This window comes from Alicyclobacillus sp. SO9, from assembly GCF_016406125.1.
GTDB lineage: Bacteria > Bacillota > Bacilli > Alicyclobacillales > Alicyclobacillaceae > SO9.
The window spans coordinates 3,881,607-3,898,111 of record NZ_CP066339.1 but is presented as its reverse complement, the minus strand read 5'-3'; the positions used below and the strand labels follow the sequence as shown (position 1 = coordinate 3,898,111).

At 48.1% G+C, this 16,505-nt stretch carries 13 protein-coding genes; 8 read left to right on the top strand and 5 right to left on the bottom strand.

Going from position 1 to position 16,505, the window contains the following annotated elements; genetic code table 11:
• The first annotated feature begins 91 nt into the window (after positions 1-91).
• From GI364_RS18355 to pstS, 4 genes are all read left to right on the top strand, one after another.
• Positions 92-1,624 carry a GH39 family glycosyl hydrolase gene (locus tag GI364_RS18355; RefSeq protein WP_370541868.1) on the top strand — a complete coding sequence of 511 codons (1,533 nt, stop codon included), beginning with the start codon at positions 92-94 and terminating at the stop codon, positions 1,622-1,624.
• 17 nt (positions 1,625-1,641) lie between these two features.
• Positions 1,642-2,274, top strand: a complete 633-nt coding sequence (locus GI364_RS18350) for a polysaccharide deacetylase family protein (protein ID WP_198850663.1) — start codon at positions 1,642-1,644, stop codon at positions 2,272-2,274.
• Between the two features lie 76 nt (positions 2,275-2,350).
• Positions 2,351-2,992: an SGNH/GDSL hydrolase family protein gene (locus tag GI364_RS18345; protein ID WP_233095863.1), complete on the top strand. Its 642-nt coding sequence runs from the start codon at positions 2,351-2,353 to the stop codon at positions 2,990-2,992.
• 231 nt (positions 2,993-3,223) lie between these two features.
• A complete protein-coding gene (gene pstS / locus GI364_RS18340) occupies positions 3,224-4,348 on the top strand; it encodes a phosphate ABC transporter substrate-binding protein PstS (protein ID WP_198850661.1) in 1,125 nt (374 codons plus the stop codon).
• A gap of 400 nt (positions 4,349-4,748) precedes the next feature.
• On the opposite strand, the gene GI364_RS18335 is transcribed toward pstS, so the two are convergent.
• On the bottom strand, positions 4,749-6,089 hold the full coding sequence (locus GI364_RS18335; protein ID WP_198850660.1) for a glycosyltransferase family 2 protein: 1,341 nt from the start codon (positions 6,087-6,089) through the stop codon (positions 4,749-4,751).
• Between the two features lie 544 nt (positions 6,090-6,633).
• On the opposite strand from GI364_RS18335, the gene GI364_RS18330 reads away from it, so the two are divergent.
• Positions 6,634-7,629, top strand: coding sequence for an aldose 1-epimerase (locus GI364_RS18330; RefSeq protein WP_198850659.1), 996 nt, complete (start codon positions 6,634-6,636; stop codon positions 7,627-7,629).
• A gap of 13 nt (positions 7,630-7,642) precedes the next feature.
• Here the strand turns inward: GI364_RS18330 and GI364_RS18325 are convergent, their stop codons facing one another.
• From GI364_RS18325 to GI364_RS18310, 4 genes are all read right to left on the bottom strand, one after another.
• Positions 7,643-8,809 (bottom strand): ROK family transcriptional regulator, encoded by a 1,167-nt coding sequence (locus GI364_RS18325; protein ID WP_198850658.1) that lies wholly within the window; start codon positions 8,807-8,809, stop codon positions 7,643-7,645.
• 160 nt (positions 8,810-8,969) lie between these two features.
• Positions 8,970-9,965, bottom strand: a complete 996-nt coding sequence (locus tag GI364_RS18320) for a zinc-binding alcohol dehydrogenase family protein (RefSeq protein ID WP_198850657.1) — start codon at positions 9,963-9,965, stop codon at positions 8,970-8,972.
• An 86-nt stretch (positions 9,966-10,051) separates the two neighbouring features.
• On the bottom strand, positions 10,052-11,233 hold the full coding sequence (locus GI364_RS18315; protein WP_198850656.1) for a hypothetical protein: 1,182 nt from the start codon (positions 11,231-11,233) through the stop codon (positions 10,052-10,054).
• Positions 11,230-12,000: an ABC transporter ATP-binding protein gene (locus GI364_RS18310; protein ID WP_233096188.1), complete on the bottom strand. Its 771-nt coding sequence runs from the start codon at positions 11,998-12,000 to the stop codon at positions 11,230-11,232. The genes GI364_RS18315 and GI364_RS18310 overlap by 4 nt, the downstream gene beginning before the upstream one ends.
• Before the next feature lie 283 nt (positions 12,001-12,283).
• On the opposite strand from GI364_RS18310, the gene GI364_RS18305 reads away from it, so the two are divergent.
• Genes GI364_RS18305 through GI364_RS18295 form a run of 3 tightly spaced genes read left to right on the top strand, consistent with a single transcriptional unit; the run spans position 12,284 to position 16,444 of the window.
• On the top strand, positions 12,284-13,633 hold the full coding sequence (locus GI364_RS18305; RefSeq protein WP_198850654.1) for an FAD-binding oxidoreductase: 1,350 nt from the start codon (positions 12,284-12,286) through the stop codon (positions 13,631-13,633).
• A complete protein-coding gene (locus GI364_RS18300) occupies positions 13,606-14,979 on the top strand; it encodes a (Fe-S)-binding protein (RefSeq protein WP_198850653.1) in 1,374 nt (457 codons plus the stop codon). Before GI364_RS18305 ends, GI364_RS18300 begins: the two co-directional genes overlap by 28 nt.
• Positions 14,966-16,444: an FAD-linked oxidase C-terminal domain-containing protein gene (locus GI364_RS18295; protein ID WP_370541798.1), complete on the top strand. Its 1,479-nt coding sequence runs from the start codon at positions 14,966-14,968 to the stop codon at positions 16,442-16,444. The genes GI364_RS18300 and GI364_RS18295 overlap by 14 nt, the downstream gene beginning before the upstream one ends.
• Positions 16,445-16,505 lie beyond the last annotated feature (61 nt).

The window sequence follows — 16,505 nt, the reverse complement described above, 5'->3', positions numbered from 1 at the left end:
AAACAAGTGCAAGACCGCCCCTGCAGGTCAGCCGGGCGGTCTTGACAGTCTTTCACCACATTTTTGCGGAGGTGTTACGTTGTCTATTCATATCACTGCTGCTGATTTTCAGAGCTTTGGAGAGTCTGTGTTGGGACACAATTGGAAAATGTGTGTTGGAACGGGTCGGCTTGGACTTGCACTGCAAAAGGAGTACTTGGAGCATTTAGAAGTGGTACAACGAGACATTCACTTTAGCTATATTAGAGGACATGGCCTGTTTAGTGATGATATAGGAATCTACCGAGAAGTCGAGATTGATGGCGTTAAGCAACCCTTCTATAACTTCACATATATTGATAGAATTTTTGACTCGTTTCTTGACCTTGGTATTCGTCCGTTTCTTGAACTGGGATTTATGCCGCAAGATTTAGCGTCTAGCAACCAAACTGTATTTTACTGGAAAGGGAATGTAACGCCGCCAGCGGATTACGACAAGTGGGAGCGTCTCGTCAAAACAACTCTAGGTCATTTCCTGGAAAGGTATGGAGTGAATGAAGTTTTAAAATGGCCAATCGAAGTCTGGAACGAGCCGAATCTAGTGAATTTTTGGAGTGGTGCAAATCAAGTCGAGTATTTCAGATTGTATGAAGTTACTGCACATGCAGTAAAAGCGGTACACGGAGAACTGCAGGTCGGAGGCCCGGCCATTTGCGGGGGGGCCGATGAGTGGATTGAAGCATTTCTGAAGTTTTGCAGCGACAGGCAGGTGCCCGTCGATTTTGTCAGTCGCCATGCCTATACGTCTGCTCCTCCGACCAAGAAGACATTTGAATACTATTATCAGGACTTGGCGGAGCCGGAAGATATGCTCAAGCAATTTTCCGGGGTACGTGACGTTATCAAAAGATCTCCTTTTCCGCAGTTGCCTCTTTATATAACGGAGTACAATACTTCCTACAACCCAACGAATCCGATTCACGACACTGTTTTTAATGCAGCTTATGTAGCGAGAATTTTAAGTGAAGCAGGAGACTATGCAGACGCTTTTTCTTACTGGACGTTTAGTGACGTATTTGAGGAGTCCGATGTGCCAAAAGCGCAGTTTCACGGCGGGTTTGGACTGATTGCACTACATAGTATTCCGAAGCCGACCTTTCACCTGTTTGCATTCTTCAATCGGCTCGGAAACACTGTTTTGTATCGTGACAGAACAATGCTCATTACACGCAGGGAAGACAAAAGTATTGTTCTTATTGCCTGGAACCTGGTGTGGGGAAAAGACAAACAATACGACCTGACAATCGACGTAGACTTGCCAGTCGCTTGGTCAGATTCCTTTGTACTTTCTGAGAGCATTGATGAACATCACGGTAATGCTTGGGCGGTATGGAGGCAGTTAGGCAGGCCGAGGTTTCCATCAAGGGAAGATGTCTCTATACTGAATAAGGCAGCCCGCCCTCGTGTGGATACTTGGAGAGAAAAGACGCAGGTCAATTGCATGCATTTGAGGCTGATTTTACCGAAGAATGGAGTCAAATTGGTGACTGTTCAGCAGATACACGATGAGACCCCGACGTACGCGGGGTTAGATGACAGTCTTCTCGTGTCCTATAATGAAGTTGAAGTTGACAGACTTCACTGAAAAAAAGAGGTGTCACCATGAGGGTTCCGACTAGCAATGATGATGTCACAATGAAGAGACTTCCCTCGAACGGGAAAGTACTTGCTTTAACATTTGATGACGGTCCGGATTCGGACTATACACCGAAAGTTCTCAGTTTGCTCGATAGATATGGAGTTCATGCCAATTTCTTTTGTCTTGGCGCCGCTGTGGAAGCAAACCCCGAGGTTGCTAGACGAATCGTTGATTCTGGTCATTTGATAGCGAATCATACGTGGAGTCACCTTCATTCCACAGAAATCTCTTTGGCTGAATTACACGAGGAGGTGCAACGTACATCTGCTGTCATCCAGAGAGTCACAGATGTACAACCCTTATACTTTCGTCCACCCTACGGTGAATTGAATGCGGAGGTAAGCGAAGCTGTTTCGCAATGGGGGTATAGGGTTGTCCTTTGGTCAGTGGACGCTGTCGACTGGTCTGGCATCTCCGGACCGCAGATTGCCGCCAATGTGATACCGAATTTGCATCATGGCGGAATTTTGCTTCATCACAGTGCAGGTAATGTGTCAGGTACGGTGGATGCGCTTCCTTACATTATTGAAGTGTGCTTAAAAATGGATTATCGGTTTGTGCGTCTGGACGGTGCCGAGCCTCACAATGTGGTATGAGTCGGCTGGGGCCAAGTTGTCAATCGGTACTAGTCAATCTGGCGTAGCACCATACTACCGGATAGGAGAGATAAACTTGCTGTTTGAGAAGAGTGACAAAGTGTTGTTTATCGGGGATTCAATTACCGATTGCGAGCGCGCCCGTCCGGTTGGCGAAGGTCTGTTTGAAGCTCTCGGCAAAGGGTATGTAGCCCTGATTGATGCGCTGCTTCAACAAAAGTACCCAGAGTTGCACCTCCGTTTAGTAAACATGGGGACAAGCGGGAATACAGTGCGAGACTTGAAGGCGCGGTGGCAAACAGACGTATTAGAGCAGCGTCCAGATTGGCTGTCCGTAATGATCGGAGTTAACGACGTTTGGCGCCAGTATGACCAACCGCACATGACAGAGACACATGTGTTAATAGAGGAATATGAGTCTACACTCTCCGATTTAATCGCACTGACTAAACCGTCGGTAAAGGGAATTCTCTTATTGACACCATTTTATATTGAGCCCAACAAAACTGACCCAATGCGGGCGGCGGTCGATACATATGCAGACGTGGTCAAGCAATTTTCTTCACAGCATGACATCTATGTAGTGGATGTTCAATCTGCAATTGATGAGTTGTTAACAGAGAAATACCCAGCAGAGTTGGCCTGGGATCGCGTTCATCCGAGTTTGGTTGGGCACATGGCCATTGCCCAGAAGTTTATAGAGAGCATACAGCCGTGATTTAAGTCGCACCTCTAACTACTTCTACCAAACAGCTAACAACGGATTTCGACACGTGACGGAGTCCAGGTTGAGTGGTGACACTCTATGAATCTTTACAAACTCTTAACGTAGTCTTTAAAACAAGTTCATATTTGCCTGATATTCTCTTTCCCGTGGGTAACTTCCATAAATGATAGAGCAAGAAAGCACAACACTTTCAAGGCCCAACGGGGTAAAGGAGAATGTGTGATGGCAAAAATGACAAAATTGACAACAGCAGCATCTGCAGCCGCCATTTTAGTCGCAGTTGCAGGTTGTGGCACAGCAAATAACACGTCCGGCGGGAATACAAGCAGCGGCAACGGCGCGCAATCAAGCGGTGGAAGCCAGAAGGTCACTTTGGCTGAAACGGGTTCGTCTCTGCTGTATCCGCTGTTTAACGGTCAGTGGATTGATGCATATAAGTCAGTTGATTCCAATGTAACATTGACAGCAGGGTCTACCGGCAGCGGAAACGGTATTTCTCAGTCACTGGCAGGAACCGTTCAAATTGGTGCGTCTGACGCGTATCTGTCTAAAGCAGTGATGCAGCAGCATTCAGGTATGTTGAACATTCCGATGGCCATATCTGCACAGCAGATTATGTATAACATTCCAGGTCTGAACAAGAAGCACCTTCACCTTTCCGGCAATGTGATTGGCCAGGTTTACGAAGGGAAAATCAAGTACTGGGACAACTCGGCTATCAAAGCCTTGAACCCTGGTGTCAGCCTTCCGCACAAACAAATCGTACCGGTTCGTCGTTCTGACGGAAGTGGAGATACATTCTTGTTCACGCAGTTCTTGTCGAAGACAAATACTGCATGGGGCAATCAGGTTCACTATGGCACCACCGTATCCTGGCCGAAGGTATCAGCCGAAGTTGGCGCAAAAGGGAACGAGGGTGTTGTGACCGACCTAGCCAACGACAAGTACAGCATCGGCTATGTGGGTATCAGCTGGTTGGATAAGGCCACCCAAAAAGGTGTCGGTTATGCAGCACTGAAGAACAAGTCCGGAAACTTTGTTCTGCCAAACAGCACGAACATCAAGGCGGCGGCTGCAAACCTGCCGAGTGTGCCTGCAGACGAGCGCGTGTCCTTGATTGAGATGCCAGGGAAGAATTCTTACCCCATCATCAACTTTGAGTACGCCATTGTGAAGTCCCAACAGAAAGACGCTGCGACGGCAAAAGCACTGAAGAAATTCTTGGACTGGGCGATTAGCCCCACCGGAGGAAACCAGGCGAAGTACTTGAATCCTGTGCACTTCCGTCCGTTGCCTTCGAACATTGAGCCGAAGAGCAAAGCTCAAATTGCGAAGATTAAAGGCTAATCTCTGAAGTAAAGCGGGGATTGAATGGGTTGCCGAGAATCGGCAACCCATTCTTTGTGTGCAACAAGGCCCATCCTATGTTCAAACGACGTGGATGTGATGGCAGTAGAGAACGGATGCCAGGAACCGTGCGCCCCTTTCGTAAACTGCTGTATGCGGATCTGCTTATGCTGTGTTGTGAGAGCTTGGGGGCTTAGCCCCCTCCGACTCGATTCGGTTCAGATTCTACCTCTAAGATGGATAAACTTGCAGGTGGATGAGCGATTTGTGAAGGGTACCCTCATATACTCTTGGGTTGTTGCTTCATTACACGTAGAAAAGAGACACGTAAAAAAACAGAAACTGTTTAAGTGATGTCTCACTTAAACAGTTCAATTTCATTGCAGGGATATGGTTACACCTACTCCGGGTTTGGTGCCTGAGACGAAGGTGTTCGCTGGTGGATCTCAGTATGTTCAGGGTTGTTTTCTGCGCTGCTCGGTATAACGCCATCGAGCTGATGAACGTCATTAATAAGGATATCTCTCGTGTGATCGGTACGTTTCCACGTCTTATTTCTTGCCGTAAAGAAGCCCCAGATGAAGAGTGGAATGTATGTGTAGTTGAATACAAATACACTGGCAATGGCTTTGACCAGATTGATTCTTCGTCCAGAGTCCAAAATGACTCCAAACGAAATATAAGCAAGGTTAAAGCTCAAAGCCCCAATCCAAATCCAAATCGGCAGAATGTGGTGAACGGCTTTAATGTGGAGATTTATAGCATGTACATTTATCAGCCACTTTGTCAGAATCAGCAAGGAAGTGAGACTGCCAAGGACTATTTTGCCTGGATTTAGAAGGTACATGGCTCCATCAAAGGCCCGGATGTCGAAGCGCAGGAATGACCTTAAGAGGAGGGGACCCACATAGTGAAAGCACACGTCCCAATGCCCTCTGGCCCAGCGCAGTCTTTGAATTGCAGAAGCGACGAATCCCTCTGGTTTTTCATCGTATACACGTGCAAAATGGTTCCATTTTGCATAGTCACCGTGCAACAGGGATTGCATCGTGAATTCAAGGTCTTCAGTCAGAGAGCGAGCCGTCCAACCAATTTTCTGCAGTAGTTCCGTGGTTAAACAAAAGCCGGTGCCGCCCAAGGCGTTACCTAATCTCAAGCGTGATTTGGCTAGTTGCCAAGACCGATTCATGTAGTAATACGATGTAGCGTATGACAAGGTAATCCAGTTATCATTAGGATTTTTGGAGTCCAAGTAACACTGAATCAGTTGGTCGCCGCGAACAACGTGGTTATTCATCGTCTGCAAGTAGTTCAGTGATACGAGGTTGTCTGCATCAAAGATGGCTATCGCATCGTAGTCTTGCATGAGGCGGTCTCCGAGCTCGTCAATCGCGTACTTAATCGCATAAGGCTTGCCTTTTGGCTCATCCTTCTCGGAGAAGTGTTCTAATACATGGACATTTGCCTTATGTCCGATTAACGCTGTATCGTCGGTACAATTATCGGCAATGAGAAACACGTCATACATGTGCTTCGGGTAATCAAGGTGATTGAGGTTATCCAGGAGATTGTAAACGACTCTCTCTTCGTTATGGGCTGGGACGAACAATGCAAAACGTGTAGCCGGTGCACTATCTGGCATTTTCTTGGCTTTACCAAAGCCAAACAGGCCAATGAAGAGCCAATATCCCCAGAAGAACAACAAGACGTACTGAATTACGTGAAGTACAACCGCAAACATGCAGCCACCCCTCTTCAATTTCAAAAGTGTCTTCTTTGACTGCTTGACGTTCTGCTGTGGCTTAAAAGCGGTGGTACTAACTTAATCGGCTCTATTCATAGCCGTCGCTGTTCTCAACACCTGACAGTATCCACAACAGGTAAACACTCCAAAGAATCATTAACAAGGCTAAAACCGAGAGCAAACTATGCAATTGCCATCACCTCTTGGTATCCCCATTAGAGAAAATATTATTATCGCAAGACCGAATCTCTAGAAAAATCTTTTGAGGTATTCGGCTTGCACTGAAGGCCTCTTGCGGGTTCTGTCTCTCCTGATCAGCGTAACTCCCCATTGTAAAGGTAACGTAAAGGTTTCCTTAACTTATCTTTAAGCTTTTGCCAACTTTAGATGAAGTGTCTATAAAACACCTCAAAAGACCGCATGAATGGGACAACTATATGATGAATCATTTTATCTACGGCGTCATCATTGTAGGTTGTTCATCGTAAAGGTAGTATAAAGCATGAAACGATACTGATATGAGATAGGATTGAGGCCAGCTATGAATGCCAGAGTACAGGCATACAAAACGTATTTTTATGACTTACCTGCCATTTCCCTAAAGTGGAATCAATATGAGGTCGTTGTGCTGCCCGAGAACGGCGGCAATCTTGTGTCTTTCGCCGACAAGGAACGAGAATTTCGGTTTCTTCATGAACCGGATAAGGATAACCTAAAAGCCTTTTATGACTACCCTTATCATTACGGCATCCCGGTTTTACTACCACCAAATAGATATGACGCCGGTCAGTTTACCTGGAACAATGACACGTATCAAATGCCCGTTACTGAACCAGAAAAAAACACTCATCTTCACGGGTTTTTATACGATGCAACTTGGGCCGTGGAGGAATACGGGGTGACGGCTGGGGAGGCCTTTATCACTCTGGTCCAACGAGTAGCTAAGGGGCATCCCATGTACACCTATTGGCCCCACGAATTTACCCTTCGGCTTCGGTATGCATTGAATAGTTGGGGACTGTCTCAGCATGTCATGTTGCGCAATGATGGCGACAAGCCAATGCCCCGCCTGTTTGGATTGCACACAGCGATAAATGCGCCGTTTGCTAAGAATGCTGCGGCTTCGGACTATCTAATTAAAGTAACAGTTGGAGACAGGTGGAACCTTGACAAACGAGGGTTGCCGGACGGAGGCTTTACTGGGTTGTCGGAACATGATATCGACTTGAAAACCAAGGGTATGTACCCCTTTGTTACTCCCATGGACAATCACTACACAGCGTGCGCGCAAAACGGGCACAATCGGATGGAATTGCATGACAGAAAAAACAATGTCACTCTTGTTTATGATGTGAGTACCGAATTCAAACAGTGGATGATCTGGAATAACGAGGGGAACGAAGGGTTCATTTGTGCTGAACCCCAGGTAAATGTGGTCAATGCTCCCAATCTGGAGCTGGACAATGAAAGACGAGCACTGTACTCGTTGGAGCCAAGGGAAGTATGGGAAACCGTAAGTCGGCTTTACTGTAAGTAAAGGCTTACGCTCGTCACTGAATCGGTCCCGCAAAGTATTCGTTTATAACAAGCGCACCGGCACCTACTGCTGTAGCATCCCGCCCAAGCGACGCCACCTCAACCTTTACTCGTGAGGGTGGCGTTCGCAGCGAGGCTCTTCCCACGATTTGTTCAATTTGGGGGATAAGCCAGTTTCCTGCTGCACTCATGCGATTTCCAATTAGAACTAAATCTGGATTCAAGGCGTTTACAATATTGTTGATGCCGACTCCAAGATATTGAGCAATGGCTTGAATGGCTTGGAATGCAAAGGCATCTCCCTGCGCCAAGCGAGCGAGAATATCATGGGTAGGCAAGCTTTCCCCAGATATTTGCTGGTATTTTGCAACCAAAGCCTTTTCTGACGCGTACATTTCTAAACACCCTCGATTACCGCAGGAGCATCGCAAACCCTGCGTTTCCAACACCATGTGACCAAATTCACCGGCAGTCCCTTCACTCCCGCGAACCAGGTTACCGTTAATAATAATGCCAGTCCCAATGCCCGTAGCAATGCTTAAGTAGACAAAATTTGATATCTGCTTTCCGCGGCCGAACATGTGCTCAGCCAAAGCACCAGTATTGGCTTCGTTATCAATATAGATGGGGATGTCAAGGTGGGTTTCCAAATAGGATTTTAGCGGCACATTGGCCCAGCCCAGATTGGGTGCGTTCAGTACCATTCCATTGGTGAAATCGACGAGTCCAGGTACACCAATACCAACCCCTATGATTCCGAGGCTAGAGGAAGGGGTTCTGGAACTTATACGTTGAATCAGGGATGCCAATGCAGCTACCACATCTTGAACGTTGGTAGAGGAAGGGGCTCCCGTTTCCTCAGATAAGACCACATTTCCCGCTAAATCTGTTGTCAGCGCGCGAACGTAATCGATTCCCAGTTCAACGCCGATGGTGTATCCTGCGGTCCCGTTGAAGCCGAGCATAACAGGCCGTCTGCCGACAGAAGAGTGGCCGGGCCCTAATTCCACGACCAGCCCGTCCGCAATCAACTCGTCAATCAGAGAGGAAACAGTCGCCTTGTTTAAGCCGCTTTCAACAGAAATTTGGGACCGTGAAATCGGACTCTTTCGACGAATGAGATTAATCGTAATGGATTTGTTTAATTCTTTGATGAATCTTTGGTCGCCTGTACGAATCATATATGAATCCTCTGCCTATGTATCAGTGTGTGAGTACTAATGCAGAAATTATAAGCTAAAACTCATGATAAAGATATAGTGCCGGCAGCCTCACCACAGGCTGTCGGCATGATATACTGCGCCGTCGTCTGGCCACGGACCTTTATCTTGGAAGGGAATCCTACCTGAATCCCTCCAAAACAATTTTACCGATGGTTCGCTTTGAGTTGAGTTGACGATATGCCTCTTGAAGGTTGGTCGCACTAATTGGCGAGAGTAATGTGTTCTTCGTTGACTTGATTTTTCCTTGGTCAATCCACGTTGAAAGGTGATTCAACAGTTTGTGCTGTTCGTCCATATCTTCAGTCTGGTGTTTGGGTCTCGCAAACATGGCTTCAATCGACCAGGTAATTGTTTTATCAGCCATGGCTCGAAAGTCTAGCGGAGCCATGGGCGGAAGAATCGTACAAACACGCCCTTGAGGGGCAACCACGTTCAGCATATTATCCCAATTCTCGTTCACCACATTGAGGCAAAATGCGTAATCGACCTGCTGGATTCCCAGTTCTTGCAATTGCGGGGCAAAGTCTTCAGCATGATTGATGACGTGATGAGCCCCGTGTTCAAGCGCCCATTCTGACGATGCTTGCCGAGAGGCTGTTCCAACGACGGTCAGTCCAGCTTCGTTTGCAAGTTGCGTTGCAATGGAACCGACGCCACCGGCCGCGCCGATAATGAGAATTGTTTTTCCTTTGTTTGTGTCGAATGGGTCAATACCGATTCGATGGAACATGCCCTCCCACGCAGTAATACTGGTTAAAGGCAGTGCTGCTGCGTCGGCGAAGGACAAAGAAGCAGGTTTTCGGCCTACAATGCGTTCATCCACCAAGTGGTATTCACTATTGGCTCCTTTGCGGGTGATGTCCCCAGCGTAGTACACTTCGTCGCCGGGCTGAAAGAGCGTGCAATCTGCCCCGACTGAGACAACCTCTCCTGCTGCATCCCATCCCAACACTCGAGGCCCTGCACTGTTCGGTTGCTGAATGGTGTCCACCGGATTGACGGCCACTGCTTGAACGCGAATTAAAAGGTCCCGTCCGCTGACAGAGGGTCTCTCTATCTCTGAGTCCACCAACTCTCCTGCTGGGGTAAGGACGACTGATTTCATCAAATTCATGAAGCATCTTCCTCCTGTTTTTATTATTCGACGCCTCACTTACTAGTATGAGACAGCGTTTGGAGTCTATCAAGAACGACACAATGTTACAGATGGAGTTGCCACATTAAGACCCATAGACCCAAAGTAATCAGGAGTATCCACACGAAAATTCGAACTTCGGTTACGGTTAATACGGGCCACTCGACGATTGTCTGCTCCATCGACGGCTTCCGCACAAGTGGACGAATATTCAATTTCCAATACTGGTACAGTAAAAAGATAAAAAAGCCAGCGCCAAGCAGTTTGATGGGTCCTGACCCTACAAAACGCAGGGCAAAAACTGCACCGGCCGAGAGGCTGAGATAGGTGCGCCAAACTCCTTTGGTTCGCAGTGCCCGAAGCAAAAGAAGCCATGGTACGGGGGACAGACTGCGGTGTATGGTCCGCTCAATGCCGCGAACCAACCATTGCGACGGTGCGCGCATACTGTAGGCAACCTGGTGTGACGCCGGATCGCTGGCGCCTGCGAAATTCAATACAGGACTCGCATTGGTTCGGAACAGCGGGTTCCACGACAGGCGTCTCTGCATACGAGACAGCACCCAAACGGCGGCCGCAATGACCAACGGGAGAAGCCACAGACTCAGGTGCAGTGAATGCGCCTGTAGAGACGATGTCGTCCAAGATAACGGAATAAACGAAAGGATTCGGGAGAGTTGGAATACAAGAAACCTCCAGAAGCGAAAGTCATCCTGCTGTTTCCACAACGCAGCTGCCATGCCGACTGTGCTGGTGTAAGTCGCCGTCAGAAGGAGTGTAATGCACCACCAGAAAGCGGACACGTGCATAAACCACAAAATGGGCAATGTGAGGATCAAAACCACAAACAAACGCAACATCAGCCACACTACCTCTTGCAGCCAAATGGTCCAAAACCAAATGTCTTTCGCAATTGGCGAACTCAGCACAAAGGCCCTGTCTCCAGACCTAAGAGGGAAAGAAATGTGTCCAAACACAGATATGTGTAATAAGAACATCAAAATAAAGGTAATGACCATGACAATCATCCGATAGGTGACAGGACCGACCAGTGGAGTGTCTGGAGCCATACCTGTAAACCACATTCCGCGATAATAATGGATGCCTTCATATATCAGCAGAGCGAGCGCCGGGAGGTAGAGATAGACAATGGTCGTCCAATCGACTGTAAGACGTGCTATCCGAAAGTAAATAGACAGAACGTCTCGGACGCGGCGAAGGGACCATTCTATGAGCAGCAGACTCACAGTGATTCCATCTCCTTCTCATCAGCATTGAGTTGTCGATTTGAAACAAGCGTGACAAACAGATTCTCCAGATCCGCATCATCGGATTCTGCGAGGGTCATTAACTCTTGCAAAGTTCCCTTGGCAAAAACGGATCCCTCGTAGAGCATAACAAACTTCGAACACATCTTCTCCGCCGCATCCAGCACGTGGGTGGAGATAAGAACAGCGGCTCCTTCCTGTCTTGCGGCTTCAATGTGAAGCTTGAGCTGCCGTATCGCAAGAATATCAAGCCCGATAAACGGCTCGTCAATGACCAGCACATCAAAGGGAAACATCAGTGCGGATACGACCATTAATTTTTGCAGGGTTCCCTTTGAACATTGATGAGGAAATTTCTGCAGGTGCGGCCCCAGGGTAAACTCTTCTATTAATGTAGGGAGTTTCTCGCTTGCGGTGTCCCGACGGTATGTTCTCCATAATCTTTGCTTCCATTCAAAGTGTTCCATCAGGGTTAAATCTGAGTAGTACATGGGTTGCTCAGGGATGTATGCAATGAGAGATTTTGCATCCGCGGGGAGCGATGATTTGTTGCTGGCCGTAAAATTTTGTACTTGGATGAATCCTTTGTGAATAGGATCAAACCCGAGGATGCCCCCAATAGTGGAGCTTTTTCCAGCACCGTTCGGCCCAATCAAACCAACAATCTCACCAGCGTCGATGGAAAAGGAAACATCCTTGACAACAGGTTGATTGCCGCGCAATAGAAAAAGTGAATCGACCTGCACCAGTGCCAAACGTATCAGCTCCCGTGACTATATGTGTGACAAACAGTGACAAAAATTCACTGTAAATGTTAGCAAACGGCGCAGGTACTGTAAATTGCAATTTGCGACAGTGGTTTTATTGATATCCCTGAGTATTCAGTAACCGGGTGAACCAGCAGACAAGTTATGGTATGCTTTTTCAATACATGAAAGTAATCGCTGAAGCACCGACTGCTAAGCAGCCAAATGTCGAAAAGTGAAATTCGCACCGTCTGACTTTTCGTAATATTCCAACCTAAAGGGGGTGCTGATTACGGCTGGAGATGTTCAACCAGACTACATTCGGGATAAACTCTGCGCTTTTGTTGCCTCCGAAGACGTGACTTTTGACTTGAATTTGGGGGCGGGTGTCACTGGTCAAAGAAAACCTGTAGTTGTTGTCAGTCCACGTGATGAGCAGCAGGCTTCGGATGTTCTTCGGTTATCCAGTGAACAGCATTGGCACACTCTACCCCTAGGCGGCGGAACTCACATGGGCGCTGCCGGTGTCCCTGATACAGTTGATGTGGCTCTTTCAACCAGGCATATAAATCGAATTATCGATTACTCACCAGCGGACATGGTTGTTACCGCAGGGGCTGGTGTCCTGTTGTCTGATTTACAGGAGGAACTTTCCAAGCATCAGCAAATGCTTCCTATCGATCCCGTTTGTCAGGCACAATCTACTATCGGCGGCAGTGTGGCTGTTGGAGCTGGCGGACCCATGCAATCTCACTATGGAGCGATACGGGACATGACAGTGGGAATGCGCGTGGTATACCCGGACGGGCGCATGATTAAGGCGGGTAGTAAGGTCGTCAAAAACGTAGCTGGCTACGACATGACCAAGCTGTTTGTCGGCTCATATGGAACGCTCGCATTTCTATCGGAAATTTCTTTCAAACTGCGTCCATTACCTCTTTATCAAACGTTACTAGTCGCGTCAGGCAGTCTTGAGGCAGGGGCAGAGTATCTGCGGCGAATTGTCCATTCGAGCCTCGTCCCGAGCCGGGTCGAGGCACTGAGCGGTCCCTATACATTCATACCTGCTGGAAACGAGGAGTGGCATTTTGCTGTGGATTGCCATGAAGACCGGTTGGCCAGTGAATACCAAGTCAATGCACTGAACGTTATGGCCCGCGACCTAGGCATGGTTTGTGTGACGTACACTGCTGGCGCGACAGATGAGTTCTGGATGCAATATCACGACTACCTCCGCCCTTCTACACTTGTTGTTCGTTATTCTGTACCCCCGGTAAACATCATGATGGTTTCCCAGCAGATCCGCGTCAAGATGCAAGCACTGAGTGCTGTCTCCGAACTTTCTGTGAGCGGACCGAGGGGAGTTGGGAGACTTTTTGCCAAGGACTTCTCTCCGGATACAGAGTTGGAGGTTGTCCAGGTCATTCGTCAGGTCGTGCAAGAATATGAGGGAGTTGCTGTTGTTGAAAGAGGTTCTTTGGAGTTGAGGTCCGCAATCGACGAGTTTGGAACCGAGCGACAGGACTTTCGATTAATGTACGGTATTAAGCAAACCATTGACCCGCAAGGAATCATGAGTAGAGGTCGATTGAGGGGGATTGAACAATGGGGCAAAGCGAACCTAAAATCCTAAGGATGGCAAACGAAATGTCTTCTTTTAAATGGGAAGATGCCCCGCAGGAAGACTTGTATTCGGTTTGTGTTCACTGTGGCTTTTGCCTTGAAGTCTGTCCAACCTATCTGGAGACAGGGGATGAAAACGAGTCACCCCGGGGACGCGTATATGTCATTAAGGAAGCGGACAAAGGAAATCTTGAGTTGGATGAAGCGGTTACGGGTCCCGTTGAAAATTGCCTGGATTGTCGAGCCTGTGAAACCGTTTGCCCGTCTGGTGTGCAAGTGGGTTCCCTGATTGAGCAGACACGTGGACAAATCTATTTTCAAAACCAGGAGATGACGAACCAGTCTAGCGGCGGCACGCCTGCGAAACGGACTCTTGAAAAGTTGTTTCTTCGCGGGATTTTCCCTCATCCCAAGCGCCTGCGAAGCATCGGAAAGCTCACCCGTCTTTACCAACGCTCAGGGTTGAAGTATGTAGTTGATAAAACTGGTCTCGCTCAGATGCTGCCGAAACACCTACAGGAAATGCAGGCCGTTATGCCATCGGTAGAAGCAAAGTTTGCTTTGGAATCCTTGCCCCCTGTAATCGAAGCCGAAGGAACAAGGAAAGCCACTGCAATGCTGTTTACGGGATGCGTCATGGATGTCATGTTCTCAAAAATTAATAAAGCTACGGCACGGGTTTGTACGAAAAACGGAATTGAAGTTCATGTTCCAAAAAGACAGGTTTGTTGCGGTGCGTTGCAGGTGCATGCAGGCGATCGCGTTCAGGCACGTAAATTGGCACGAACAAACATTGACGTGTTTTTTCAATCCGGCGTGGATTATGTCGTTATCAACGCGGCGGGATGCGGTTCTTCCATGAAGGAATACGCTGAGTTGTTCCGTGATGATCCAGAGTACCGCCACAAGGCTGAAAAATTCTCAGAGAGTGTAAAAGACATTTCGGAATTATTGATCCAAGTAGGACTGCGTCCGCCTCAAGGACGCGTAGAACGGGACATCACATACCAGGATGCGTGCCACTTGTGTCACGCTCAGAAAATCCGTGCACAACCGCGGCAAGTGTTGCAGTCCATACCTGGGTTAAATCTGATAGAAATGTCGGAATCGGATTACTGCTGCGGCAGCGCAGGAATTTATAATTTCACCCATCCTGACATGTCTGGGAAACTCTTGAACCGGAAAATGGGGAACATCCCTAGTGATGTTGACGGTATTGCTGTCGGGAACCCTGGTTGCATGATGCAGCTAAAGGTTGGAGCGTACCGGCAAGGAATGAGCTTGGAGGTTCTTCATACAATTGAACTGCTTGACCTTGCCTATCAAAAGGAGGAGAGCAGAGTTGAACGATACTGAATTAATCCATGAGCTTTCTAAAATTATCGACGAAAACCAGATAATAAGTTCAAGTAAGAAACTGGCGGTATATGACTGTGACGGATATGTTGCGCAGAAGAGTCGTGCGCGCTTGGCTGTCTATCCGGAGTCTACAGAGGAAGTCGCAGGGATTGTCAGGCTTTTGCACAAACATGAGATTCCGTTCCTGCCGCGAGGGGCAGGAACGGGCCTGAGCGGCGGTGCAATTCCTATGAACCGCGAAGTTATTGTTAATTTGGTCCGGATGAACAAGCTCTTGTCCGTAGATTTTGATAACATGCGGGCAGTGGTCCAGCCAGGACACGTGAATATTATGCTGACGAAGAAGATTGGCCGCGACGGCTGGTATTATGCACCGGACCCGTCTTCTCAAACTGCCTGTACAATCGGCGGCAATTTAGCTGAAAACGCCGGAGGTGCGCACTGTCTCAAATACGGTGTGACGACAAATCACGTTGTGGCCGCAACGGTGGTCTTGCCCGATGGTGAGGTCGTAAAGATGGGTTCGGAATTTGGCGAACCCATTGGCTATGACCTGATGGGACTGCTAGTAGGAGCTGAAGGAACGCTGGGTATCGCGACAGAGATTGTCGTGAAAATTTTAAAGAAACCTGAAGCTGTAAAAACCATCATGGCGATGTTCAACCGTGTGGAAGAGGCTTCAAACACCGTATCGGATGTGATTTCGGCAGGCGTGATTCCGGCTGCAATGGAGATGATGGATCAGTTGGCCATGCAGGCCGTTGACAAGAGTAACTACCATGTGGGTTATCCGAACGACATTGAAGCAGTGCTTCTCATCGAGGTGGACGGCATGGCGGCGGGTCTGGATGCAAGTGCACGGCAGATTGTCGAGATTTGCGAGAAAAACAGTGTACGCACAGTGAAGGTGGCACAATCAGATACGGAGCGCTCACTGTGGTGGAGCAGCAGAAAAATGGCCTTTGGTGCCATGGGTCGAATTTCTCCGGATTACGTGGTTCAGGATGGAGTCATTCCGAGGAGCAAACTGACACAAGTGTTACGTCAAATCAAGGGCCTGAGTGAGGAGACCGGTTTGCGGATTGCGAACGTGTTTCACGCGGGGGACGGGAATTTGCACCCGCTGATTTGTTACGATTCACGTGTGCCGGGTGAGACGGAGTTGGCATTGGAAACGGGATCGAAAATTTTGAAAATCTGTGTAGACGCAGGCGGTACCATTTCTGGTGAACACGGTATTGGAATTGAGAAAATAGAGGATATGAACTACTTGTATACAAAGCACGACCTTGATGCGCAAATTTCGGTCCGATCCGTTTTTAACCCGCGAGACTTATGCAACTCCGGCAAATTAATTCCGCACCCGTCCAAATGTGCCGAAGTGCGGCAGGCTCAGCAAGTCATCAAAGAAAACGGGCATATATTTGACACACTGCCCGACCAGACGACCTTTTCTTCCTAAAGAATCCGTTTTGAACGCAGTAGGATAAGCTTCCGAGCGCCTCAACTTGTTGACCTGAAGA